The organism is Pseudomonas sp. GW821-FHT07G06, from assembly GCF_058986625.1.
The window spans coordinates 482,380-504,478 of record NZ_JBYSVW010000001.1; the positions used below are offsets into that span (position 1 = coordinate 482,380).

Genomic DNA, 22,099 nt, shown 5'->3' on the forward strand with positions numbered 1-22,099 from the left:
CCTCGTTACACATGCGGTTCGTCGAACAGCGAGCAGTTTTGCAACTGCTGCGTGGACTGACGCCACTGCTGATCGATGTAGGGTTGAAGCTCTCGCGCCAGTTGCGCCGGATCCTTCACGTCGCCCTGTACGGTGACATGCAAAGGTGCCTGGATATCGAACCGCTGCTCGACCTTGGTCGGCTGAGGTTTCGCAGCAGCAGGCGGTGCGAGCATCACCGGTAAACAAAGCTGCGATTGCCTATGCAGACAACAAACGCCGCACAATCCTTGCAGAGATTAAAGAGGGCCGCTTCGACTATGCGGCTCACTTCCGGCAGCGATGTTCACGGGAACTGGCGGGCCATCTATTAAGCGCACCGTTAAGGAAAGTATCGATCGATGGCTGGAGGTTCAGCGAGCACTCAAAGCATCAAGTACGGCCGTTAACTATGTCAGCATGGCAAAGCACGCCGAAAACAAATTTGACAAACGCCGAATCGTTGAAATCAGCAAGAGCGATATAGAACTGTTCCAAGCGCAACTGCTGAAGCAAGGCCTATCCCCAAAGACAGTAAACGACATCTTCACCGTTGTCCGAGGAGTCTGGGCTGCCGCCTTTGGCGACGGCATTTTGAAAGCCAACCCACTGGACCGAATCAGCAATGTCGGTTCGGACGTCGACCTCGAGCACGCCGACCCCTTCAGTCGCACCGAGATTGAGTTAATCGGCAAAGCGGATCCGGAATGACGACCCGATACCAGGATGATTGAGTTCAATTGCTGGGCCGGACTATCGCTATCTGAGCTTATCGCACTCGCTGTAGAGGACATCGATCTCGATGCCGGCCTGGTGCAGGTTCGTCGCGGGCTGGTCGTTGGCGAGATCAAAGCCCCAAAAGAACGCTCCCGCGTACGGGTCATTGAGCTGATAGATCCTGCGCTTGAACTGATGCGAGAGATCGTTGCCGCGGCCAGGGAAGCCCCTATAGAAGAGAACGATGGTAAGAAAGCATTACGGCAGATAGATTCCTAAGGACACCAAGAGCATGGCTGGAATTGCTTCAAAAATGCTTGGGTTCCGAGAAACGTAAAGGTATGCATCAGAACAGCTAGAACAGGTCGGGCTGGTTCTTTAAGCCGATAACAGGAGTCCGATCTGTGACCGCTTGAATAGGCTTTCCCAATAAAAGGAAATCGGGGATTCCAAGCGGAGGCACTACTTTCAATGCACCCTCAGAATCCTCTTTGAGCTTCTCCCGCAACTCCATGAGAAGTCGGCCTAGCACGTTTTGTCCAACCAATACATTACCGTCCTGATCGGTTAACTTAGCCCCCCAATAGTCATCCTTCCGCGACTGCTCGACAATCGGTCGACCCTGAGTAGCGAGCAGAAGATTACCGAACGCCTCATAGTTCTGTGCGAGCTTGACTCGAAGACACCAGCGCATAACTCTAAACCTAACCTCATCCCAGTCGGCTCGAGACTCCTGACGATGAGGCTTGCTAACCATTTTAGCAGTCATCGGGCTGTGCTGACCGATGATTTCTCGCTGGATTTCCGGTAGATGGGGGAAACGACAGGCCTGATACAAAGCCTCTGTTGTCAGAATGCGAACACCGTTGACATGCAAAGGGTAGCCCGATGCCATATTAGACAGGCCACCGAAAATCTCCTTCGTCTTATAGAAGACGATCCCCTCCTCCCGGTGGTAGGTCCGCAATAGGTTCTTCCTCGGCAGATTCGTATCAGAGCCTTGCGAAAGCATCAAAAATATTCCTCGCAGAGGAGTATCCCTCCCTAGGTAGAAGGGGATACCAATGCAGCGCACCGGAGGTTGCCTTTGGATCTCCCCACCATATTGCCAAAGGACAATTATTGGGGCAGTTTCGATACGTTGCTATCATAGCTCCGAATCCTATCCCAAAAGGGCTGAAACCGAGCGGACGCATAGATAGCTTCGGATTCTCACTCATCGCCCGAATCTTAGCACCCGCAATCAGAAACTCACTTTCCAGTATTTGACGGCCGGATTCAGAAGCGAATGGCTTGGTTACCGCCGCGATGGGCTGGCGAGGCTCGAAAGGGAACTTCGATGGTAGCGCCATGTACGCTTGGACCTCGGCAACATCAGGGATCGCAATGGGCCATAGCACCCCAGAGCGATTTTTGTACCTCTTTTGATTTTCAATCTCGAAAGAGCGCCAAAAATGGATGGTGATCTGCTTGCCTGTTTGCCGGACTACGTCTCTGAGCTTTCTACCGGCCAAATACGCTCCACTTGAGTATTGCGCCACGACAATGACATGAACAGTGGCCGTTTGGGGAGCGTCGTTAATGATCCATGGTTCCAGATCATTTCCCACCCGATTACCACTAAACAACACATCGTCAAGATAAATGAAGTCACCGCCGACCTTTCCGCAGGCTCCTAGGTCCAGAAGGCACTTCTCCTTTAGACAAGTAGCAAACAGCTTCAGCATTTCCTTCTGGCTTTGCCCGTTCTGCTGAATATTGAGGACGTTCGCGGCTGACCAATATGCTATTGGATCTGCTCCAGCTAACTTCGCGTTGCTCACAAGGTTGCCGAGGAAGGCTTTTACATGCTCCTGCGTACAGAAGCCCTGCTTGAGTACATGATCGAACTCTCGCAAAAACGGCAATTGGTGAGCGGGAGTGAATTGATTAAGCCACCGGTCGACGTGCTCGGGCGTTGGGTCTATGTGCCCCACTCGATAGGTCTTGATCGTATTCGCCACCGAGATCAGCAGGTCTTCACGCTCGCTCATCTTATAATCCTTGAATTGACGAGTTTTAAAAACATCATCGTATCCGTACGCCCGAATAGTTCCAAGGGGCCAGTACTGCCACTTTGCTACTGAACGCGGGCTTTTACCTCCGTAGGTGCCAACGCCTTTGAAGTCACCGGAGTAACAGAGTGTCGATGCAGGGGTGTAGGGCAGCGTGCAGCGGTATGCAGGTGATTATTTTTGCCCTCAATATGCCCTAATCAATATCACGAAAACGAAAAAGCCCCTGTAATCAATAACGATTACAGGGGCTTAGTCTTATTCAATAATGGCGGAGAGATAGGGATTCGAACCCTAGGTACCGGTGAAGGTACAACGGATTTCGAATCCGTCCCATTCGGCCACTCTGGCATCTCTCCAACGGCGCGCATCATAACAACACTTTCGCCGAAAGCGAACCCCCCAAGCGAAATATTTCTGTGCTTTCAGATGCTTGCGTCGGTTAAAGCGGTACGCCCAGACGGTTGGCGACTTCTTCGTAGGCTTCGATGACGTCACCGAGGCCCTGACGGAAGCGGTCCTTGTCCATTTTCTTGCCGGTAGCCTTGTCCCACAGACGGCAGCCGTCCGGGCTGAACTCGTCGCCCAGCACGATGGAACCATCGTGGAACACGCCGAATTCCAGTTTGAAGTCGACCAGCAGCAGGCCGGCGTCGTCGAACAGCTTGCTCAGGACTTCGTTGACCTTGAGCGACAGCTCTTTCATGCGAACCAGTTGCTCGGCGGTGCCCCAGCCGAAAGCCACGACGTGGGATTCGTTGATGAACGGGTCGCCCTTGGCGTCGTCCTTCAGGAACAGTTCGAAGGTGTAAGGGTTGAGTTTCATGCCCTCTTCGACACCCAGGCGCTTGACCAGGCTGCCAGCGGCGTAGTTACGCACGACGCACTCGACCGGGATCATGTCGAGCTTCTTCACCAGGCATTCGTTGTCGCCCAGCAGTTTGTCGAACTGGGTCGGCACGCCGGCCGCTTCGAGCTTCTGCATGATGAAGGCGTTGAACTTGTTGTTCACCATGCCCTTGCGGTCGAGCTGTTCGATACGCTTGCCGTCGAACGCCGAAGTGTCGTTGCGAAACAGCAGGATCAAACGGTTAGCGTCGTCGGTCTTGTAAACCGACTTGGCTTTGCCGCGGTAGAGTTCTTCACGTTTTTCCATGATGGGCTCCGCTTGCTAAGTAGATGGGCTAGGCGATGTGACGCCAGTCGAGCCCTGAATCTTGATCGGCCAGTTGCAGCCAGTCCGGGTCGCACCCGAGGGTGTCGACAAAACATTGCCGGGCCAGCTGCGGCAGGTTGTTCTTGCTGCTCAGATGGGCCAGGACCAGGTGTTGCAGGTCCTTCCAGCCCAGCTCCGCCACCAGGAATGCCGCCTGATGGTTGTTCAAATGTCCCAGTTCACCGCCCACCCGCTGCTTGAGAAAGTACGGGTAATGACCGCGAGCCAGCATGTCCCTGCAGTGGTTGGACTCGATCATCAATGCATCGAGGTCCCGGTAACCGTCCAGCACCTTGTCGCAATAGGAGCCCAGGTCGGTCAACAGGCCGAAACGCCGTAAACCGTCACTGAAGACATACTGCGTCGGTTCCTGTGCATCGTGGGCCACGGCAATGACACCGATGCTCAAGTCGCCGATTTGCAACTGCTCGCCGCCGGCCAGAAAGCCTGCGGGTTCAATCGGTTTGCGCATCCCGCGCAAGGTCCCGCGACTGAGGTAGACAGGCAGATTGTAGCGCCGAGACAGCAAACCCACGCCATGCACGTGGTCGGCATGTTCGTGGGTCACAAGTATCGCGCTCAGCTGCGCAGGGTTCACACCCAGTCGCAGCAGGCGTTTTTCGGTTTCCCGCAGGGAAAAACCACAATCCACCAGCACGTACGTATCAGCGCTGGCTATCAGCGTGCCGTTCCCTTGACTGCCGCTGCCGAGAACGGCAAAACGCATAGGATCAGCCCAGGTTGTCTTGAATCTTGCTCAACACTTTACGCGCCACATCTGCCGGCGCCACGGTGTTGATGTTCTTCTCGACGGTGACCTGGACGTTCTCGCCAACCTTGCTCAGGCGAACCTGATAACGCTCGGCACGGGCTTCAAGCTCTTCCTTGCTCGGCGCACTGCCGAACAGGCTGCTGAAGAAGCCTGGCTTGTCGTCCTTGCTCTCGGCTTTTTCGGCCAGGTTGATGTAGTACAGGCCCAGGCTGCGGTTGATGTCTTCAACGCGCCATTCGCCTTGCTCCAGCGCACGACCTACGCTCGACCAGGCACGGTCAAGGTCGGTACCGACGTTCAGCACAGGGTTGCCGCTGCCGTCTTCGCTCAGGCTGACACGGCTGGGCGCGTCGAAATCACGCGAAGCCAGCATGGAGACCGAACCGCCCTTCTCCGAGATACGGCTCATGCTCGCGAGCATGTCGTCGACCAGTGCCGCGTCCAGGCCAGTGTTGACCGAACGGTTGGTGAACTCGACATCGGCGGTGCTGCCGGCAGGACGCTCGGCGCTGACCACGTAGACTTCACTGGTGTTGCGCTGCACGCCCGGCTCGATGCGCACCCGCACGCGGGTTTCGCTGTCGGTGCTGACGCCGGCCGCGCCCAGGCGCTTGGCCATGGCCGCAGACAGTTCATCGGAATGCTGCCAGGTCGTGGTGAATTCGCCGGTTTGCGGGCGCTGTTCATCCAGACGGAAACCGTTGTCCTGGAAGAACTGAACGGCCACAGGCCAGATTTCGGCCGGCGGGTTCTGCGCCAGGATGGAGCTGGTGCCGCCGCTCTTCTGCAGCGAATAGGGACTGGCATCGGCAGCCGCCGTCAGCGGCTGGGGACGAGGAACGATGTATTCGCCCTTGGCCGTGTCATCGGCCACGTTGCGCGGGATCGGCAACAGCGGATCCAGACGCTTGGCGGTATGGATATCCGGCGGAATTTGCATCGGTGCAGTCTGTTGCGCTTCCAGGTAATCGCTACCACGGTCACGGAAATAACCTTCCGGGCCCCAGACCCATCCGCAGCCACTGGTGCTGGAGATAATCAAGGCAAGTGCGGAAAGTCCGGCCATTCGCTTCATGCGTTGTACTTCCTCAATTAAACCAGGACGCTGCACTGGCGCAGGGCCGTGCGGAGCGTTTCGTGACAAGGTGCGCTCAGCCAGGTCAGCGGCAGGCGAATGCCTTCGTGCATCAGGCCCATTTCGACCAAAGCCCACTTCACCGGAATCGGGTTGGCTTCGATGAACAGGTCCCTGTGCAGTGGCATCAGTTTTTCGTTGATTGCCCGTGCAGTCTCGGCATCCCCCTTGAGGGCGGCCTCGCACAGGTCGGCCATTTCACGCGGAGCGACGTTGGCGGTGACGGAGATGTTGCCCTTGCCACCCATCAGGATCAGCTCGACCGCGGTCGGATCATCGCCGGACAGCACGATGAAGTCCTTGCTGACGCCATCGAGGATGGCCTTGGCGCGCTTGAGGTCGCCGGTCGCTTCCTTGATACCGATGATGTTCGGCACGGTGGACAGGCGGATCACGGTCTCGGCCTGCATGTCGCAGGAGGTGCGGCCGGGAACGTTATAGAGAATCTGCGGGATGTCGACCGCTTCGGCGATGTGCTTGAAGTGCAGGTACAGGCCTTCCTGGGTCGGCTTGTTGTAGTACGGCACAACCAGCAGGCAGGCATCGGCGCCGGCTTCCTTGGCATTGCGGGTCAATTCGACGGCTTCGCGGGTCGAATTGGCGCCGGTACCGGCAATCACCGGAATGCGACCATTGACCTGCTTGACGACCGCCTTGATGACGGCGATGTGTTCATCGACATCAAGGGTTGCCGATTCGCCGGTGGTACCGACGGCGACAATGGCATGGGTGCCGTTTTCAAGGTGGAAGTCCACGAGTTTGCTGAGGCTGTCCCAGTCAAGACGCCCCTGTGCATCCATGGGAGTGACCAGTGCCACCATACTGCCCGCAATCATGAAACCGCTCCTGCCGGAAAAAGAGAGCCGTAATGGTACTGGCGCCAAGTTGCTTGCACAAGCGAAGTACTGTGCTGCCGCCATTCCCCTTGGCGCCGGTTTTCGCTACCCTTCAGACTTTGATCGTTACAGACAAGCTCGTCCGTCGGGTTTCAGCCTCCATTTTCGGCATCACAAGTCCTGATCCAGCGTTGCCATGTCTCGCTCCCGCCCCGGCGGAGCCTGTTCGCAACCTGTCACTCGGGACTTTCTGAGTTCGCATCCGCAGGCTCGCTCCCGGCCAATCAGCCCTTAGACGTACCGACCGCTCATCGCTTTAGGAATGCTGCATGTCCACCCCCACAGTTCGCGAACAATTCCTTGTTATCAGTGCCCTCGGCGCCAACCCCATGGAGCTGACCAACGTCCTGTGCCGCGCCAGCCATGAAAACCGCTGCGCCGTTGTCACCTCTCGCCTGACCCGCCATGGCGAATGCAGTGCCCTGGTGCTGGAAATCTCCGGTAGCTGGGATGCCCTGGCGCGCCTGGAAGGCAGCCTGCCAGTGCTGGCCAAGCGGCATGCGTTCACGGTCAACGTGGTGCGCAGCGCCGCCCTGGAAAACCGCCCACAGGCCCTGCCGTACGTCGCTTATGTCAGCTCGGCCTACCGCTCGGACATCATCAACGAGCTGTGCCAGTTCTTCATGGACCACAATGTCGAGCTGGAAAACCTGACCTGCGACACCTATCAGGCTCCGCAGACCGGCGGCACCATGCTCAACGCCACGTTTACCGTGACCTTGCCAGCCGGCGTGCAGATCAGCTGGCTGCGCGATCAGTTCCTGGATTTCGCCGACGCGCTGAACCTGGACGCCCTGATCGAACCCTGGCGCCCACAGAACCCAATGTAAGGAAGCTTTCATGGCCGTTGCCATCGACCAACCGGTTGCCGATTTCGAAGCCCCCGCCACCAGCGGGCAGACCGTCAGCCTCGCAGGCCTGAAGGGCAAGCAGGTGGTGATCTACTTCTATCCGAAGGACAGCACGCCGGGCTGCACCACCGAGGGCCAGGGCTTTCGTGATCAGCATGCCGCGTTCAAGGCCGCCAACACCGAAGTGTTCGGCGTGTCTCGCGACAGCCTGAAATCCCACGAGAACTTCAAGTGCAAACAGGAATTCCCCTTTGAGCTGATCAGCGACAAGGACGAAGCCATCTGCCAGCTGTTCGACGTGATCAAGCTGAAAAAGCTGTATGGCAAGGAATACATGGGCGTGGATCGCAGCACCTTCCTGATCGACAAGAATGGCGTGCTGCGCCAGGAATGGCGTGGTGTGAAGGTACCAGGGCATGTGGATGCGGTTCTGGCTGCGATCTTTTTGATTTACAACAACGGCGCCACTTCCGGCTCCTTGCGCGGCCAGGCATCCAGCACAGCCTTGAACAGCGTCGCCAGGGGAATCGCAAAGAACACCCCCCAGAAGCCCCACAACCCGCCAAACAACAGCACTGCGCAGATGATCGCCACCGGGTGCAGGTTGACCGCCTCCGAGAACAGCAAGGGCACCAGCACGTTGCCATCGAGCGTCTGGATGATTCCGTAGACCGCCATCAAGTAGATGAACTGGTCGCTCCAGCCCCACTGGAACAGCGCAATCAGGAACACGGGCACAGTCACCACCACGGCGCCGACATAAGGCACCACCACCGAAATCCCCACCAACAGTGCCAGCAACGCCGCGTAGTTGAGTTCAAGAACGACAAAGGCGATGTAGGTCACGCCACCGCAGATGAAGATTTCGATGACCTTGCCGCGAATGTAGTTGGCGATCTGCCGGTTCATCTCATGGGCGACCCGGGTGATCAGCGCCCGTTCACGGGGCAGGTAACCGCGCACCCACTGGCCGATCATGGCCCGGTCCTTGAGGAAGAAAAACACCAGGATCGGTACCAGCACCAGGTAGATCATGATGTTCACCAGCAAGGGCAGGCTCGACAGCGAGAACGTCAGTGCCCACTGACCAAACTTGCCGATTTCGCCGCGCGCCACTTCGATGGCCTGCAGTACTTGCTCATCAGACACCAGATGCGGATAGCGCTCGGGCAGCAGCAGCAACAGTGACTGCCACTTGGCGAGCATGCCGGGCAACTCGTTGAACAAGGTGATCAATTGATGCCACAGCAATGGCACGACCACCACGATAAACACCAGCAACAGCCCCATGAACAACGCAAAGACCAGCCCCACCGCGACCCCGCCCGGCACACGCAGGCGTTCAAGCGTCACCACCAGCCCCTGCATCAGGTACGCCAGCACCATCCCGGCGAGCACCGGCGCCAGCATGCCGCCCAGGGTCAATACGGCGGTGAACGCCAGAAACAGCAGGACCGCCAGCACCACCGCTTCTTCATCGGAAAAATAGCGCTGAATCCAGTCGCGTAACACTTTGAACATCAATAATCCTTAGGAGCAAACGCAGCACAATTCAGGCTTTTTTCAACCAGTAGCGGTAAACACCCGCCTCATCTTCTTCACGAAGCAGGGTATGACCGGCCAATCGGGCAAAGGTGCGAAAGTCGCGCTGCGAACCTGCATCGGTGGCGATGACCTTGAGTACCGCGCCACTGGCCAGCCGGTTGAGCTCCATCTTGGCCTTGAGCAACGGCAACGGGCAATTCAGGCCGCTGGCGTCCAGTTCAACGTCATGCTCTACAGCATCGGTCATTGCATCACTCCGGGTCAGGTGGTTGAGTTGCCTAGAATATCTGGTCGCAACGCCAGTGTCCGGCTACAGTAAGGTCTTTGTCGACTAAGGCTTTGTGCATGACATTTTTGCGCCCTACCCTGCTGACGCTCGCTTGCCTGCTCGCCTCACCGGGCTTCGCCGACGACCTGCCGTCACTCGGCGACGCCAGTTCTGCCATTGTCTCGCCACAACAGGAATACCAGCTCGGCCGCGCATGGCTGGCCATGTTGCGCAGCCAGGTTTCGCAGCTCAACGACCCGCAACTCAAGAATTACGTGGAATCCAGCGTTTACCGCCTGCTGGAGACCAGCCAGGTCACCGACCGGCGCCTGGAGTTCATCCTGATCAACAGCCCGCAGCTCAACGCCTTTGCGGCGCCGGGCGGGATCGTCGGGGTCAACGGTGGCTTGTTCCTCAACGCCCAGACCGAAGGCGAATACGCCTCGGTACTGGCGCACGAACTGGCTCACTTGTCGCAGCGCCACTTTGCCCGGGGTATCGAAGCGCAGCAACGCATGCAAGTCCCCATGATGGCGGCATTGCTGGCAGGTATCGTGGTAGCGGCCGCAGGTGGCGGTGACGCCGGGATCGCAGCCATCGCGGGCACACAGGCAGCAGCCATTCAGGAACAGCGGCGCTTCTCCCGCCAGAACGAACAGGAAGCCGACCGTATCGGCCTCCTCAATCTGGAAAAGGCCGGTTACGATCCCCGCTCGATGCCAACCATGTTCGAGCGCCTGGGGCGTCAGTACCGCTACGACGCCAAGCCACCGGAGTTCCTGCTGACTCACCCGGTCACCGAATCGCGTATCGCCGACACCCGCAACCGCGCCGAACAGTTTCCAACGGGCGGCATTGAAGACAGCATGCGCTACCAGCTGATCCGCGCACGCGTACAGCTGATCTATGAAGAAACCCCGGGGCTCGGCGCCAAGCGCTTCCGCGCCCAGCTCGACGAGAACCCGAAAAACGACGTGGCACGCTACGGCCTGGCGATCGCCCAGATCAAGGGCGGCCAACTGAACGAAGCACGGGAAAACCTCAAGCAGTTGCTGGCCAAGTCACCCAACGAAATCATCTACAACCTGGCTCAGGTCGATCTGGACATCACCAACAATCGCCTGGCGGATGCCCAGTCCCGGGTTGACCGCTTGATGACCCAGTACCCCGGCAACTACCCGCTGAACCAGGTGCGCGTCGACCTGCTGCTCAAGCAAAACCGCACCGCAGATGCGGAGAAAGCCCTCGAAGGCCTGCTCAAGTCACGGCCGGATGACCCGGACGTGTGGTATCAGGTTGCCGAGACGCGTGGCCTGTCGGGCAATATCATCGGCCTGCATCAGGCGCGCGCCGAATACTTTGCCCTGGTCGGGGACTACAAGCAGGCCATTCAGCAACTGGACTTCGCCAAACGCAAGGCCGGCAGCAACTTCCCGCTGTCTTCGCGGATCGACGCGCGGCAACGCGAGCTGATGGAACAGGAGCGCTTGATCAAGGACATGATGGGCTGACGCCCTTGCAGAAAAAAAGGCCGGACACAAAAAAACCGCCTCTTTCGAGGCGGTTTTTTATTCAGCCATCAACCGGGTTATTCAGCCAGTTTGAAGGTGATGAAGCTTGCACGACCTTGACGCAGTACCCGCATCGACACCGAACGGTTCTTTGGCAGTGCCTTGGCGATGTCCGCGAACTCCTTGGCGGAACCGATGGCCTGGTTATTCAGGTGGGTGATCACATCACCCGGCTGCAGACCGATCATGGCGGCAGGACCGTCCTGCACTTCCTTGATCACCACGCCACCTTTGAGGTCGTAGGTTTTCTTCTGGTCGTCAGTCAGCTCGACCACGGAAACACCGAGGCGATTGCTGCTGCGTTCGATGCTGGATTTTGGCTCGGCGCCCATTTCCTTGTCGTCATCCGGAATGGCACCAACGATCAGCTCGACATTTTTGCGCTTGCCGTCACGAATCACTTCCAGATCGGCCTTGGCACCAGCCTTCAATGCGCCAACGAGGTGCGGCAAGTCGGCCGACATGACGATTGGCTGACCGTTCATGCTCAGGATCACGTCGCCCACTTGCAGGCCACCCTTGGCAGCCGGGCCATCATCCTGGATCTGGGCAACCAGCGCACCCGCCGGTTTCTCCAGGCCAAACGACTCGGCGAGGTCCTTGCTCACTTCCTGAATCACCACGCCCAGCCAGCCACGGCTGACCTTGCCACCGGATTTCAGCTGATTGGAAACATCCATGGCCACGTCGATCGGGATTGCAAACGACACGCCCATGAAGCCACCGGAGCGGGTATAGATCTGCGAGTTGATCCCGACCACCTCACCGTTGAGGTTGAACAGCGGGCCGCCCGAGTTACCCGGGTTGATCGGCACGTCGGTCTGAATGAACGGCACATAGTTTTCGTTCGGCAGACTGCGACCGACGGCGCTGACGATGCCTTGGGTCACCGTGTGGTCGAAGCCGAACGGCGAACCGATAGCAACCACCCACTGGCCGGCCTTCAGGTCCTGGGATTTACCGAGCTTGAGCACCGGCAGATCCTTGCCTTCGATTTTCAGCAACGCCACGTCGGAACGTGGATCGGTGCCGACAAGCTTGGCCTTCATTTCGCTGCGATCGGCCAGACGGACGAGGATTTCGTCCGCGTCGGCGATCACATGGTTATTGGTCAGGATGTAGCCGTCAGACGAGATGATAAAACCCGAACCCAGGGAAGTTGCCTCGCGTTGACGGTCGCGCGGAGAACGCGATTGCGGCGGCATGCCCCGCTCGAAGAATTCGCGCAGCATTGGCGGCAGGCCTTCGAGGTCGGGCATTTGCTGGCTGACTTTGCGATCCGGCAGCTTTTGCGTGGTACTGATGTTCACGACCGCGGGCGAGGCCTGTTCGACCAGTTGCGTAAAGTCAGGCAATTCGACCGCTTGGGCGGTGACCGCCTGACCGAGCACCAGCACGGTGGCAATAATGGATAGGTAGGACTTCAAGCGTGGTATCGACATACGGCTCCCGTTACGACGAGCAGGGTTAAGCGATATGGAGCAAGGAACACCGGGAACAATACGCCGGTATTTTTGTTCCGGGAACAACAAACAAGGCCAGAGCCGAGGGGCTCTGACCTATAAGAAATTTACGGGATTTTTGCAAATTGAAATGCTCACGAAACATTTCGAATTCAGCTCACTGCTTGGTTGCAGTGGCGTCGGTGCGCATTGAAAGCGCTATCCGCTCAGCAGTACCGACCGGTATCTCGCCGACGACGGTCACCATCATGTCACCCTGTGCCGTCGCCAAGCGCCGGGAAACCGCAACGGTCGGCCCCAACTGAGTACGGGTGTCGGTGACGGCTGCGCCATTCAACGGTTCGAGGAATACCGAAAAACGCGCCAGTCCATCGTCGTACATCAGGCTATTGACCTGGGTCTTGGTCTGCGGATCCTTGCGAGCGGTACTGCTGGTCAGCTCGAAGCCGGGTGGCAACCAGTCGGAATGCCAGACCTGGGCAGTCTTGACGGCAGAAGCCTTGTCACTGTCGAGATTGACTGGCTTGCAATCATTACTGGCCTGCAGATCCTTTTCGGAGGGAACGTCGGCCGTCTCCAGTTGCGTGAACTGGAAGCGCTCCAGCAACCGCCCCTTGTCGTCCAATAACAAAGACTTCAGAGGCAGGCCGGTTTCCTTGTCCAGATGCAGTTCAAAACCGTAGCGGTGTTGATCGCGGGGTTTCAGCGATACGATCACCGCCGAACGCCCGGCGACACGCGACTTGCCGATGACGGCGAGGTCATACCAATTCTTGAGCTTTTGAGGATCGAGTGCACGGGCAGCGGAGTTGGGGGAGTCCCCCAGCCCTGCTATCAGTGTGCCGCTGACGCATTGAGTATGCCCATCAATGCGAACGACTTCCTGAGCGGAGCCGTCGAGCTGGATCAATCGCTCGCGGACCTTTCCATCCTGGACCAGGTGCCAGATGTTATGGGTAGAAAAACTACCGTTACGCTCGTAGACGAAAACACCCTGAAAGCTTTGCTGCTGCTCTGCCTGGCCCAGGCGGGTCAACCAGTCCTGGGCATCATCAGCTTGGGCTGGAACGATGAACCAGCCGCTGAGCAGAAGCGAAAGTAGAGGTATGGCGCGCATGATCCTCCTTAACGGTTTTCCAGACTTGCCGCACGAGCGTAAGGCAGAGCGCTCTCAGTACCTTTCAGTGCAGCCTGTTGTGCATGTTGGCGCAAGTAGCCTGGCAGACGCTGATCGTGCCAGCCTGGTTGACCTTGCAAAACGCCATTGGCCATTGGGCCTGTAGCTTCCGAACTCTCATTGTAGCCTGCCAGAACAGCAGGGCCTTTTACTTGAGGAACGGCCAGTGCGGGTTGAGCGGATTGCTGGGCCAGTTCGGCACCGGCGATCTCATCCTGGTTGTACAGACGCACACCGGCCAGTACCGCCAGGGTCACAGAAGCTGCGACCGCCAGACGACCCAGGTTGCGCCATGGACCGCGGGACGCTTTTGCCGGTGTGGCTTCGTCAGCCAGGGCAGCAGAAACAGCCGCGGCGATGTCCAGGCGTGGAAGCAGCAGATCCTTGTGCATCACTGCCCGAGCGATCTGATAACGAGCCCAGGTGTCACGGGTTTCAACATCGTCGCAGGCATTCAATACCCGACGCAATTCCAATTCGTCCGCTTCGTTATCCATCACTGCGGACAGCGATTCCTGCAGGGCTTCACGACTCATGGCGTTCCTCTCTTGGCTGTCGCCGCTGTCTTTAGTTTTCCTGCAACAACGGCTGCAGGGCTTTGTCGATGGCCTCCCGGGCGCGGAAAATCCGGGAGCGCACGGTGCCTACCGGACATTGCATGACGCTCGCAATGTCCTCGTAACTCAGACCATCAAACTCACGTAAAGTTAAAGCCGTACGCAAATCTTCCGGTAGTTGCTGAATGGTTCGATGGACAGTGCCTTCGATCTCATCCCGCAGCAAAGCCCGTTCTGGCGACTCGAGATCCTTGAGGCCATGATCGCCATCGTAGAACTCTGCATCTTCGGAACTGACATCGCTATCCGGCGGCCGACGGCCGCGTGAAACCAAATAGTTTTTCGCCGTGTTGATGGCGATGCGGTAAAGCCACGTATAAAACGCGCTGTCTCCGCGAAAATTTCCAAGTGCACGGTACGCCTTGATAAAGGCTTCTTGTGCCACATCCTGGGCTTCATGGGTGTCGTGCACAAAACGCACGATCAACCCGAGAATTTTGTGCTGGTATTTCAGCACTAGCAGATCGAAAGCACGCTTGTCGCCGCGTTGAACGCGTTCGACCAGTTGCTGATCCTCTTCCTGGGTTAGCATGAACACTCCTCGATGAGCTCGGAGGAGGCTTGCAGAAGTAAACCACCAGACTTGCAAACATAGACTCGGGCTTTTCGCAAAAGTTCTCCCCCTCCAGGCAAGTTTCCTGCGGGCTCTGATTTGGCACGCACGAAAAGCGCAGCGCGAGTGGGCCCGGCTGCGCGAATAATCTTGTCATCGGATTCTTCGCCAGGGATCGAACTGCAATCCTGTACTGAATCCGACGCTGTCCCTTGTTTCAGGCAACGGTCTATTGATCTTGGCCCTTTGGCAAAAGTTCCAAATATTTATAGCTGCACCGAACCGACATTGTGCAACCGTGAGGCGAAAAAGACTGTTAAATCGGCGATACAGTCATTCTCGCGCGCAACGGGCAGAAAAACATCCGACGAAGCGCCCGACATTTTGCGTCACAGTAGTTTCACAATGCCATGCTGGCTCGGGTATTGTGCCGTCCCCCCCCTCTATATACTAGTGGGCTGTGCGGCTGACTCGACTCGCCAGTCCAGCTGCGCCACCCCCGACCCGGGTCGCTTTGAGCGGAATCCTGAAATGAGCCAACAGTTTCAACACGATGTTCTGGTAATTGGCAGCGGTGCTGCCGGCTTGAGCCTTGCGCTGACCTTGCCCGGTCATTTGCGCATTGCCGTATTGAGCAAAGGCAACCTCGCCAATGGCTCGACGTTCTGGGCCCAGGGTGGCGTTGCCGCTGTGCTGGATGACACCGATACCGTTGAATCCCATGTCGATGACACCCTCAATGCCGGCGGCGGCCTGTGCCATGAAGACGCGGTGCGCTTTACCGTCGAGCACAGCAAGGAAGCGATTCAATGGCTGATCGACCAGGGCGTGCCCTTTACCCGCGATGAACAGTCGAGCAATGAAGATGGCGGGTTCGAATTCCACCTGACCCGCGAAGGCGGTCACAGCCATCGGCGCATCATCCACGCCGCCGATGCCACGGGCGCTGCCATTTTCACCACCCTGCTCGAGCAGGCCAGAAAACGGCCGAACATCGAACTGCTGGAACAGCGGGTTGCGGTAGACCTGATCACCGAGAAACGCCTGGGACTCGAAGGCGACCGCTGCCTCGGTGCTTATGTACTCAATCGCGGCACCGGCGAAGTCGATACCTATGGCGCACGCTTTGTGATCCTCGCCTCCGGGGGAGCGGCCAAGGTTTACCTGTATACCAGTAACCCCGACGGTGCCTGCGGCGATGGCATCGCCATGGCCTGGCGCTCGGGCTGCCGGGTGGCGAACCTGGAATTCAACCAGTTTCACCCCACCTGCCTGTATCACCCGCAGGCCAAGAGTTTCCTGATCACCGAAGCCCTGCGCGGCGAGGGTGCCCACCTGAAGCTGCCCAACGGCGAGCGCTTCATGCAGCGCTTCGATCCACGGGCAGAGCTGGCGCCACGGGACATCGTCGCCCGAGCCATCGACCATGAAATGAAGCGCCTGGGCATCGATTGCGTCTATCTGGACATCAGCCACAAGCCCGAAGCCTTCATCAAGACGCACTTCCCGACGGTGTACGAACGCTGCCTGGAATTTTCCATCGACATCACCAGACAGCCGATTCCGGTGGTCCCGGCGGCGCACTACACCTGCGGTGGCGTGATGGTCGATCAACAAGGCCGCACCGACGTGCCGGGGCTGTACGCCATTGGCGAAACCAGTTTCACCGGCCTGCACGGTGCCAACCGCATGGCCAGCAACTCACTGCTTGAATGTTTCGTTTATGCCCGCTCGGCGGCCGCGGACATTCTCGAACAGTTGCCCCGGGTTCCGATGCCCGCCCCCCTCCCCGCCTGGGATGCGAGCCAGGTCACCGATTCCGATGAAGACGTGATCATTGCGCACAACTGGGATGAGCTGCGGCGGTTCATGTGGGACTACGTTGGCATCGTGCGCACCAACAAACGCCTGCAACGGGCACAACACCGCGTGCAATTGTTGCTGGATGAAATCGACGAGTTCTACAGCAACTACAAGGTCAGCCGGGATTTGATCGAATTGCGCAACCTGGCCCAGGTGGCCGAGCTGATGATTCTGTCAGCCATGGAGCGCAAGGAAAGCCGTGGCCTGCATTACACCCTCGACTACCCGGACATGTTGCCGGTCGCGCTGGACACTATTCTGGTGCCGCCCACCTACGTCGGCTGAACTTGAGCCGGACCCGCAGGCGTCGGTGCACATCCGCCGCCTGCGCATCCCGGGGCACGCAAATGACCCTGACCCGGCGCTCGCCACGCAGACGGAAACGCAAGACCACCACCAACGGCAGCGCCAGGCTGTCCGGCCTCAGTTGCACGGGCTGCCAACCCTTGGCCCGACTCCACAACTGCCAGCCATCGGCATCGCGCCGCAAGCCGCAAAAGGCCTGCGGGTGGGTCAACAGGATTTGCCGGGGCAGCAGCCAGGCGCCGTGAGCCACGCACAGCACAACACCGAGCGAGCTGGCCCAGAGCGGAATCGACAGTAAAAACAACGAACCCAGCGCGAACAGCTGGGCCAGCAGATACGCCGCCAGCAACTGCCGTGAGGCATGCCAGCGGCATTCGAACACGTTACTTGGGCTGGACACGGTCCAGGATCATGCGGACCATGCGTTGCAGCTCGGGATCTTCCGATTCGCTGCGTTCCATGAACCAGCCGAACATGTCCTGATCCTCACACGTCAGCAGTCGGACGTACAACGCGCGATCCACCTCGTTGAGCGTTGCGTAAACCTCTTTCGTGAACGGTACCAGCAACACGTCAAGCTCAAGCATGCCACGGCGGCTGTGCCAAAAGAGGCGGTTCAGTTCAACATCTTCGACCATGGAGCGCTCCTCAAATAGGCCGCAAGTATACAGGCCCGCGCACCGTCGAACAGTCGGCTTTGGTCGGGCACCGGTGATCCTTTGTGAACTACCCATTTCGAAGGCAGCCCCTTATGATGTCCACCAGACTTTTTACCCTGCGATGACCCATGGCCGATTCTGCTTTTTTCTGCACGCTTTCTCATGAAGGTGTTCTCGCGGTCCGCGGCGCGGACGCCAGCAAATTCCTGCAAGGCCAACTGACCTGCAATCTCAACTACCTGAGCGATTCCCGGGCCAGCCTCGGTGCGCGCTGCACGCAAAAAGGCCGGATGCAATCGAGTTTCCGCATCCTGCTCGAAGGTGATGGCGTGGTCCTGGCCATGGCCAGCGAATTGCTCGAACCGCAACTGGCGGACCTGAAAAAATACGCGGTGTTTTCCAAATCGAAACTCACCGACGAAAGTGCCGCCTGGGTCCGCTTCGGCATTGACCATGGCGACGCCGCACTGGCCAGCCTCGGCCTGGACCTGCCGGCAGAAACCGACAGCGTCGTGCGCAACGATGGGCTGATTGCCATCCGTGTCTCGCCTGAACGCGCCGAACTGTGGGTCGCCGCAGGTCTTGCCGACGCGGTCAAAGGCAAGCTGTCGGCAGTGCTGAGCGAAGGCGATCTGAATCAATGGCTGCTGGGCCAGGTCCGCGCAGGAATCGGCCAGGTCATGCCCGGCACCCGCGAGTTGTTCATCCCGCAGATGCTCAACCTGCAAGCGATCGGTGGCGTGAGCTTCAAGAAAGGTTGCTACACCGGCCAGGAAATCGTCGCGCGCATGCAGTACCTGGGCAAGCTCAAGCGTCGCCTGTATCGCCTGCAACTGGCTGCCGGCGAGCTGCCGGAACCGGGTATGGCGCTGTTCTCCCCGACCCATGGCAGCTCCATCGGCGAAGTGGTGCTGGCTGCCCGCGCCGGGCAAGGCATTGAGCTCCTGGCGGTGTTGCAAGCCGAAGCAGCAGACAGTGGAGACATCCACCTGGGGGCGCTCGAAGGGCCGTCCTTGCAGCTGCTCGACCTGCCTTATGAACTGGACCGCGATCGCGAAATCCAGCAATAACGGCAGCACTTGGCCTAGAGAGACTCAATGAGCGAGCTGGCGGAAAAGGTCCAACAGGATTTGGTTGAGGCCATCAATAACGATGACCTGGTTCTGCCAACGTTACCGGAAGTGGCCCTGCAAATTCGCAAGGCCGCGGAAAACCCGGAAGTCAGCGTCAGTACCCTGAGCAAAGTGATCGGCCGTGATACCGCGCTGTCGGCGCGCCTGATCAAAGTGGTCAACAGCCCGCTGTTGCGTGCGACCCAGGAAGTGACCGACCTGCACACCGCGATCACTCGCCTGGGCATCAACTACAGCTGCAACCTGGCGATCGGCCTGGTCATGGAGCAGATTTTCCACGCCCGCTCCGACGTGGTGGAACAGAAAATGCGCGAAGTCTGGCGCAAAAGCCTGGAAATCGCCGGCGTCAGCTATGCCCTGTGCCGCAGTTACACCCGGCTCAAGCCCGACCAGGCTGCCCTTGGCGGGCTGGTGCATCAAATTGGCGTGCTGCCGATCCTGACCTACGCCGAAGATCACTATGAACTGCTGTCCGACCCGGTCAGCCTCAACCATGTGATCGACCGGATTCATCCCCTGATCGGCGAAAAACTGCTCAAGGTCTGGGACTTTCCCGACATGCTGGTGCAGGTGCCGCAGCTCTACCTGGATTTCAAACGCCAGTCGGCGCAGGTCGACTATGTGGATCTGGTGCAGGTGGCCAGCCTGTATTGCCATAAGGACACCGACCATCCGTTCGCTCGTATTGATCCGTTGAGCGTGCCGGCCTTCAATGCGCTTGGCATCGACATCGACGACGAGGCGATGTGCGCCGACCTGGAGGAAACACGGTCGATGTTTTACTGATCAAGGACTGCTTCGCCCCCTTCGCGAGCAGGCTCGCTCCCACATTGGATCTATGCAACACACAAATCCCTGTGGGAGCGAGCCTGCTCGCGAAGAGGCCAGAACAGACACCGCATCACTCCCCTGCAACAAAACTCACCCGCACCTTCAACCCCGCCCGCTCACCATCGTGCAGGCTGATCTGCGCCAGATGCGCGCGGCAGATCTCGCCGACAATCGCCAACCCCAACCCTGAACCGGCCACGTGCTGATTGCGCCGGTAAAAGCGTTCGAACACCCGGTCGCGCTCCTCAAGCGGAATGCCGGGGCCATCATCTTCGACTTCCAGCACGGCAGGCGCCGAGACCCGCAGGATCACGTTGCCACCCGGCGGCGTGTGGGCCAGCGCGTTATCCACCAGATTGCTCAGCAGTTCGTTCAACAGCGTCGGCTCGCCTCGCAACCAGACGGGTTCATCCGCTTCCAGCGCCAGCGCGATGCCGCGCTTGTGGGCCAACGGCGCCATGGCCATGCCCAGTTCCCGAGCCAGTTGACTGAGGTCGAGCAACTGCGCGCCACCTTCGGCAATCGCCCGGGCGCCATTTTCGACCCGTGCCAGGGAAAGCAACTGATTGGCCAGATGGGTCAAGCGGTCAGTGCCCTGGGCGGCGGTCTCCAGGGTGCTGCGCCAGGTATCGGGCTCGGCCGAGCGCATGCCCAGCTCCAGTCGCGCCTTGAGGGCTGCCAATGGCGTGCGCAGTTCGTGGGCGGCGTCGGCAATGAATTGCGCCTGCTTCTCGAACTGTCCACGTAGACGCTCGGTAAAGTGATTGAGGGCGCGCACCAGCGGCCACAATTCGCGCTGCACTTCCACCAATGGCAAGGGGCGCAGATCGTCCGGCTGGCGCTCTTCCACCGCCGTGCGCAGGCGTTCCAGCGGGCGCAACGCGGCACTCACCGCAAACCACACCAGCATCAACGCACCGATTGCCAGCATGCCCAGGCGCAGCAAGGTATCCGCCGCCAGACTGCGGGCCATGCTGACGCGCGCTTCATCGGTTTCGGCCACGCGGATTTCCGCCATGCCGTTCATGTTGGGCTCGCTCACGGGCTTGAGCAGGCTCACCACGCGCACGTTCTGCCCGCGGTACTGAGCGTTGTAGAAACGCGCCAGTGCCGGATAGTCATCGGTACGCGGCGTTCCCGGCGGTGGCGCGGGCAGGTTTTCGTAACCGGAAATCAGCTTCTGATTGATATCGTTGACCAGGTAGAAAATTCGCCCGGCACTGTCGTAGGCAAAGGTATCGAGGGCCACGTAGGGCACGTCGGCACTCAGGGTGCCGTCGCGCTGGGAGACACCGGCGGCGATGGTGCGCGCCGAGGCCAGCAAGGTCCGGTCATAGGCCGTGTCGGCGGCTTCACGACCGTTCCAGTAAGCGCTCAACCCGCTGGCCAGCATCAACACCACCAGCAACAGCGCCAGGTTCCACAACAACCGCCAGCGCAAGCTGCTGGGCTTATGCATCGCGGCTTTCCAGCAAGTAACCGAGGCCACGGAAGGTCACGATGGCGACCGGCTGGCCATCCAGTTTCTTACGCAGGCGGTGCACGTAGATTTCGATCGCATCGGGACTGGCCTCTTCATCCAGACCGAACACTTGCGACGCCAGTTGCTCCTTGCTCATCACCCGACCCGGGCGCGCGATCAGGGCTTCGAGTACCGCTTGCTCGCGGGAGGTCAGGGTCAGCAACTCTTCCCCGAGGGTGAAACGCCGGGTTTCCAGGTCATAGGCCAGCACACCACAACGCTGGATGCGTTCACCGCCCAGCACACTGCGGCGCAGCAACGCCTTGACCCGGGCTTCGAGTTCGGTCAGCTCGAACGGCTTGGCCAGGTAATCGTCGGCACCGAGGTTCAGGCCATGGACCCGATCCTTGACGTCGCTGCGGGCGGTCAACATCAACACCGGCAGGTTCTTGCCCCGTGCCCGCAGGCGCGCCAGCACTTCGAAACCATCCATGCGTGGCAAGCCGACATCGAGGATCGCCATGGCGTATTCCTCGCTACCCAGCGCCAGGTCGGCTGCCACGCCATCGTGCAGGACGTCCACGGTCAGCCCGGTGCTCTTGAGCGCCTGGGCGACACTTTCGGCGAGCTGCAAATGGTCTTCGACGAGCAGGACACGCATGGATCTATACCTCGTTCAGGGATGGCCGACGCCATTCTTTGGCGCGGAGTTTACAGCCGCAATCACCGCTGTGAAGCCCGAAAAACCGTGAAAGCCCGCTGAAAGGTTAGCGAAAGGTTGGGTGGTTAGAGTCGCCCCACGGATGGTTTCGACTGCCGACCATCGAATCGTAGTTTGAAAACGTGCTTTGACATGTAACTACCGAAAAACGCCTCGAAGCGTTTTCGCCAATAAGAACAATAAACGAGGTACTGCACCATGCTGTCCACACAGCTTCAGGCTTGCCCGCCCCGCCCTTTCTCTTGCTCCCCGATGTTTACGCTTGCCAGCG

25 protein-coding genes, 1 tRNA gene and 1 pseudogene are annotated in these 22,099 nt (G+C 58.9%); 9 read left to right on the forward strand and 18 right to left on the reverse strand.

All coding sequences use genetic code 11. From position 1 onward, the window contains the following. Nucleotides 1-5: 5 nt before the first annotated feature. Entirely contained in the window at nt 6-215 is a 210-nt protein-coding gene (locus tag AC3WJW_RS02065) for a hypothetical protein (protein ID WP_493724949.1), read from the reverse strand. Here AC3WJW_RS02065 and AC3WJW_RS02070 point away from each other — a divergent pair. The 3 genes from AC3WJW_RS02070 to AC3WJW_RS02080 are packed head-to-tail and all read left to right on the forward strand — an operon-like array spanning nt 206 to nt 1,014. Then, on the forward strand, nt 206-505 hold the full coding sequence (locus AC3WJW_RS02070) for an Arm DNA-binding domain-containing protein (RefSeq protein ID WP_493724950.1): 300 nt from the start codon (nt 206-208) through the stop codon (nt 503-505). The two genes, AC3WJW_RS02065 and AC3WJW_RS02070, sit on opposite strands and share 10 nt — an antisense overlap. Continuing rightward, on the forward strand, nt 439-729 hold the full coding sequence (locus tag AC3WJW_RS02075; protein WP_493724951.1) for a hypothetical protein: 291 nt from the start codon (nt 439-441) through the stop codon (nt 727-729). The genes AC3WJW_RS02070 and AC3WJW_RS02075 overlap by 67 nt, the downstream gene beginning before the upstream one ends. 15 nt (nt 730-744) lie before the next feature. After that, nucleotides 745-1,014 carry a hypothetical protein gene (locus tag AC3WJW_RS02080; RefSeq protein WP_493724952.1) on the forward strand — a complete coding sequence of 90 codons (270 nt, stop codon included), beginning with the start codon at nt 745-747 and terminating at the stop codon, nt 1,012-1,014. Between the two features lie 76 nt (nt 1,015-1,090). Here the strand turns inward: AC3WJW_RS02080 and AC3WJW_RS02085 are convergent, their stop codons facing one another. The 7 genes from AC3WJW_RS02085 to dapA all read right to left on the reverse strand — a co-directional run bounded on the left by AC3WJW_RS02085 (nt 1,091) and on the right by dapA (nt 6,748). After that, the gene (locus tag AC3WJW_RS02085; RefSeq protein WP_493724953.1) at nt 1,091-1,747 is read right to left on the reverse strand and encodes an NADAR family anti-phage protein; all 657 of its coding nucleotides are present in this window, start codon (nt 1,745-1,747) and stop codon (nt 1,091-1,093) included. After that, a complete protein-coding gene (locus AC3WJW_RS02090) occupies nt 1,728-2,768 on the reverse strand; it encodes a phosphoribosyltransferase-like anti-phage protein (RefSeq protein WP_493724954.1) in 1,041 nt (346 codons plus the stop codon). Before AC3WJW_RS02090 ends, AC3WJW_RS02085 begins: the two co-directional genes overlap by 20 nt. A 290-nt stretch (nt 2,769-3,058) precedes the next feature. Further along, nucleotides 3,059-3,148, reverse strand: a tRNA-Ser gene (locus tag AC3WJW_RS02095). An 83-nt stretch (nt 3,149-3,231) separates the two neighbouring features. Next, a complete protein-coding gene (gene purC / locus AC3WJW_RS02100; protein WP_007944067.1) occupies nt 3,232-3,945 on the reverse strand; it encodes a phosphoribosylaminoimidazolesuccinocarboxamide synthase in 714 nt (237 codons plus the stop codon). Nucleotides 3,946-3,973: 28 nt separating this feature from the next. Beyond that, a complete protein-coding gene (locus AC3WJW_RS02105; RefSeq protein WP_116580246.1) occupies nt 3,974-4,732 on the reverse strand; it encodes an MBL fold metallo-hydrolase in 759 nt (252 codons plus the stop codon). A gap of 4 nt (nt 4,733-4,736) precedes the next feature. Beyond that, complete coding sequence (bamC, locus tag AC3WJW_RS02110; protein WP_493724955.1) at nt 4,737-5,852, reverse strand: NlpB/DapX family lipoprotein; 1,116 nt, start codon at nt 5,850-5,852, stop codon at nt 4,737-4,739. A gap of 17 nt (nt 5,853-5,869) precedes the next feature. Further along, the gene (gene dapA, locus AC3WJW_RS02115; RefSeq protein WP_493724956.1) at nt 5,870-6,748 is read right to left on the reverse strand and encodes a 4-hydroxy-tetrahydrodipicolinate synthase; all 879 of its coding nucleotides are present in this window, start codon (nt 6,746-6,748) and stop codon (nt 5,870-5,872) included. A 329-nt stretch (nt 6,749-7,077) separates the two neighbouring features. Here dapA and AC3WJW_RS02120 point away from each other — a divergent pair, with 329 nt between their 5' ends. Then, nucleotides 7,078-7,638 carry a glycine cleavage system transcriptional repressor gene (locus tag AC3WJW_RS02120; RefSeq protein ID WP_007979776.1) on the forward strand — a complete coding sequence of 187 codons (561 nt, stop codon included), beginning with the start codon at nt 7,078-7,080 and terminating at the stop codon, nt 7,636-7,638. Nucleotides 7,639-7,648: 10 nt separating this feature from the next. Beyond that, nucleotides 7,649-8,098, forward strand: a pseudogene (locus AC3WJW_RS02125) (peroxiredoxin); the annotation flags it as partial. Between the two features lie 11 nt (nt 8,099-8,109). Here the strand turns inward: AC3WJW_RS02125 and AC3WJW_RS02130 are convergent. Both AC3WJW_RS02130 and AC3WJW_RS02135 read right to left on the reverse strand, forming a co-directional pair. Further along, nucleotides 8,110-9,180, reverse strand: coding sequence for an AI-2E family transporter (locus AC3WJW_RS02130; RefSeq protein WP_007979780.1), 1,071 nt, complete (start codon nt 9,178-9,180; stop codon nt 8,110-8,112). 31 nt (nt 9,181-9,211) lie between these two features. Next, entirely contained in the window at nt 9,212-9,451 is a 240-nt protein-coding gene (locus AC3WJW_RS02135) for a sulfurtransferase TusA family protein (RefSeq protein ID WP_007979782.1), read from the reverse strand. Nucleotides 9,452-9,549: 98 nt separating this feature from the next. On the opposite strand from AC3WJW_RS02135, the gene AC3WJW_RS02140 reads away from it, so the two are divergent. Continuing rightward, nucleotides 9,550-10,983, forward strand: a complete 1,434-nt coding sequence (locus AC3WJW_RS02140; RefSeq protein WP_102698987.1) for a M48 family metalloprotease — start codon at nt 9,550-9,552, stop codon at nt 10,981-10,983. 77 nt (nt 10,984-11,060) lie between these two features. Here AC3WJW_RS02140 and AC3WJW_RS02145 read toward each other — a convergent pair whose 3' ends face one another. The 4 genes from AC3WJW_RS02145 to rpoE form a co-directional block, all read right to left on the reverse strand. Further along, nucleotides 11,061-12,485 carry a DegQ family serine endoprotease gene (locus tag AC3WJW_RS02145; RefSeq protein ID WP_493724957.1) on the reverse strand — a complete coding sequence of 475 codons (1,425 nt, stop codon included), beginning with the start codon at nt 12,483-12,485 and terminating at the stop codon, nt 11,061-11,063. Nucleotides 12,486-12,663: 178 nt separating this feature from the next. Then, nucleotides 12,664-13,623, reverse strand: a complete 960-nt coding sequence (locus AC3WJW_RS02150) for a MucB/RseB C-terminal domain-containing protein (protein WP_493724958.1) — start codon at nt 13,621-13,623, stop codon at nt 12,664-12,666. A gap of 8 nt (nt 13,624-13,631) precedes the next feature. Then, on the reverse strand, nt 13,632-14,219 hold the full coding sequence (locus tag AC3WJW_RS02155) for a sigma-E factor negative regulatory protein (RefSeq protein WP_493724959.1): 588 nt from the start codon (nt 14,217-14,219) through the stop codon (nt 13,632-13,634). A gap of 31 nt (nt 14,220-14,250) precedes the next feature. Further along, a complete protein-coding gene (gene rpoE, locus AC3WJW_RS02160) occupies nt 14,251-14,832 on the reverse strand; it encodes an RNA polymerase sigma factor RpoE/AlgU (RefSeq protein ID WP_003172477.1) in 582 nt (193 codons plus the stop codon). A 552-nt stretch (nt 14,833-15,384) separates the two neighbouring features. Here rpoE and nadB point away from each other — a divergent pair. Next, the gene (gene nadB, locus AC3WJW_RS02165) at nt 15,385-17,001 is read left to right on the forward strand and encodes an L-aspartate oxidase (RefSeq protein ID WP_493724960.1); all 1,617 of its coding nucleotides are present in this window, start codon (nt 15,385-15,387) and stop codon (nt 16,999-17,001) included. On the opposite strand, the gene AC3WJW_RS02170 is transcribed toward nadB, so the two are convergent. Both AC3WJW_RS02170 and AC3WJW_RS02175 read right to left on the reverse strand, forming a co-directional pair. Further along, nucleotides 16,970-17,422 carry a protein YgfX gene (locus AC3WJW_RS02170; protein ID WP_493724961.1) on the reverse strand — a complete coding sequence of 151 codons (453 nt, stop codon included), beginning with the start codon at nt 17,420-17,422 and terminating at the stop codon, nt 16,970-16,972. The genes nadB and AC3WJW_RS02170 overlap by 32 nt on opposite strands. Further along, entirely contained in the window at nt 17,406-17,660 is a 255-nt protein-coding gene (locus AC3WJW_RS02175; RefSeq protein ID WP_007979797.1) for an FAD assembly factor SdhE, read from the reverse strand. The genes AC3WJW_RS02170 and AC3WJW_RS02175 overlap by 17 nt, the downstream gene beginning before the upstream one ends. 149 nt (nt 17,661-17,809) lie before the next feature. Here AC3WJW_RS02175 and ygfZ point away from each other — a divergent pair, with 149 nt between their 5' ends. Both ygfZ and AC3WJW_RS02185 read left to right on the forward strand, forming a co-directional pair. After that, a complete protein-coding gene (gene ygfZ, locus AC3WJW_RS02180; RefSeq protein WP_493724962.1) occupies nt 17,810-18,751 on the forward strand; it encodes a CAF17-like 4Fe-4S cluster assembly/insertion protein YgfZ in 942 nt (313 codons plus the stop codon). A gap of 27 nt (nt 18,752-18,778) precedes the next feature. Beyond that, nucleotides 18,779-19,600 carry an HDOD domain-containing protein gene (locus tag AC3WJW_RS02185; RefSeq protein ID WP_493724963.1) on the forward strand — a complete coding sequence of 274 codons (822 nt, stop codon included), beginning with the start codon at nt 18,779-18,781 and terminating at the stop codon, nt 19,598-19,600. A 115-nt stretch (nt 19,601-19,715) separates the two neighbouring features. Here AC3WJW_RS02185 and AC3WJW_RS02190 read toward each other — a convergent pair whose 3' ends face one another. Both AC3WJW_RS02190 and AC3WJW_RS02195 read right to left on the reverse strand, forming a co-directional pair. Beyond that, on the reverse strand, nt 19,716-21,104 hold the full coding sequence (locus AC3WJW_RS02190; RefSeq protein WP_102698995.1) for a sensor histidine kinase: 1,389 nt from the start codon (nt 21,102-21,104) through the stop codon (nt 19,716-19,718). Next, nucleotides 21,097-21,768: a response regulator gene (locus AC3WJW_RS02195; protein ID WP_007979804.1), complete on the reverse strand. Its 672-nt coding sequence runs from the start codon at nt 21,766-21,768 to the stop codon at nt 21,097-21,099. The genes AC3WJW_RS02190 and AC3WJW_RS02195 overlap by 8 nt, the downstream gene beginning before the upstream one ends. Between the last annotated feature and the right edge of the window lie 331 nt (nt 21,769-22,099).

Coding starts and splice junctions, on each gene's coding strand:
- AC3WJW_RS02065 (WP_493724949.1), bottom strand. CDS start 215: ATGCTCGCACCGCCTGCTGCTGCGAAACCTCAGCCGACCAAGGTCGAG.
- AC3WJW_RS02075 (WP_493724951.1), top strand. CDS start 439: ATGGCAAAGCACGCCGAAAACAAATTTGACAAACGCCGAATCGTTGAA.
- AC3WJW_RS02080 (WP_493724952.1), top strand. CDS start 745: ATGATTGAGTTCAATTGCTGGGCCGGACTATCGCTATCTGAGCTTATC.
- AC3WJW_RS02085 (WP_493724953.1), bottom strand. CDS start 1,747: ATGCTTTCGCAAGGCTCTGATACGAATCTGCCGAGGAAGAACCTATTG.
- AC3WJW_RS02090 (WP_493724954.1), bottom strand. CDS start 2,768: ATGAGCGAGCGTGAAGACCTGCTGATCTCGGTGGCGAATACGATCAAG.
- purC (WP_007944067.1), bottom strand. CDS start 3,945: ATGGAAAAACGTGAAGAACTCTACCGCGGCAAAGCCAAGTCGGTTTAC.
- AC3WJW_RS02105 (WP_116580246.1), bottom strand. CDS start 4,732: ATGCGTTTTGCCGTTCTCGGCAGCGGCAGTCAAGGGAACGGCACGCTG.
- bamC (WP_493724955.1), bottom strand. CDS start 5,852: ATGAAGCGAATGGCCGGACTTTCCGCACTTGCCTTGATTATCTCCAGC.
- dapA (WP_493724956.1), bottom strand. CDS start 6,748: ATGATTGCGGGCAGTATGGTGGCACTGGTCACTCCCATGGATGCACAG.
- AC3WJW_RS02120 (WP_007979776.1), top strand. CDS start 7,078: ATGTCCACCCCCACAGTTCGCGAACAATTCCTTGTTATCAGTGCCCTC.
- AC3WJW_RS02130 (WP_007979780.1), bottom strand. CDS start 9,180: ATGTTCAAAGTGTTACGCGACTGGATTCAGCGCTATTTTTCCGATGAA.
- AC3WJW_RS02135 (WP_007979782.1), bottom strand. CDS start 9,451: ATGACCGATGCTGTAGAGCATGACGTTGAACTGGACGCCAGCGGCCTG.
- AC3WJW_RS02140 (WP_102698987.1), top strand. CDS start 9,550: ATGACATTTTTGCGCCCTACCCTGCTGACGCTCGCTTGCCTGCTCGCC.
- AC3WJW_RS02145 (WP_493724957.1), bottom strand. CDS start 12,485: ATGTCGATACCACGCTTGAAGTCCTACCTATCCATTATTGCCACCGTG.
- AC3WJW_RS02150 (WP_493724958.1), bottom strand. CDS start 13,623: ATGCGCGCCATACCTCTACTTTCGCTTCTGCTCAGCGGCTGGTTCATC.
- AC3WJW_RS02155 (WP_493724959.1), bottom strand. CDS start 14,219: ATGAGTCGTGAAGCCCTGCAGGAATCGCTGTCCGCAGTGATGGATAAC.
- rpoE (WP_003172477.1), bottom strand. CDS start 14,832: ATGCTAACCCAGGAAGAGGATCAGCAACTGGTCGAACGCGTTCAACGC.
- nadB (WP_493724960.1), top strand. CDS start 15,385: ATGAGCCAACAGTTTCAACACGATGTTCTGGTAATTGGCAGCGGTGCT.
- AC3WJW_RS02175 (WP_007979797.1), bottom strand. CDS start 17,660: ATGGTCGAAGATGTTGAACTGAACCGCCTCTTTTGGCACAGCCGCCGT.
- ygfZ (WP_493724962.1), top strand. CDS start 17,810: ATGGCCGATTCTGCTTTTTTCTGCACGCTTTCTCATGAAGGTGTTCTC.
- AC3WJW_RS02185 (WP_493724963.1), top strand. CDS start 18,779: ATGAGCGAGCTGGCGGAAAAGGTCCAACAGGATTTGGTTGAGGCCATC.
- AC3WJW_RS02190 (WP_102698995.1), bottom strand. CDS start 21,104: ATGCATAAGCCCAGCAGCTTGCGCTGGCGGTTGTTGTGGAACCTGGCG.
- AC3WJW_RS02195 (WP_007979804.1), bottom strand. CDS start 21,768: ATGCGTGTCCTGCTCGTCGAAGACCATTTGCAGCTCGCCGAAAGTGTC.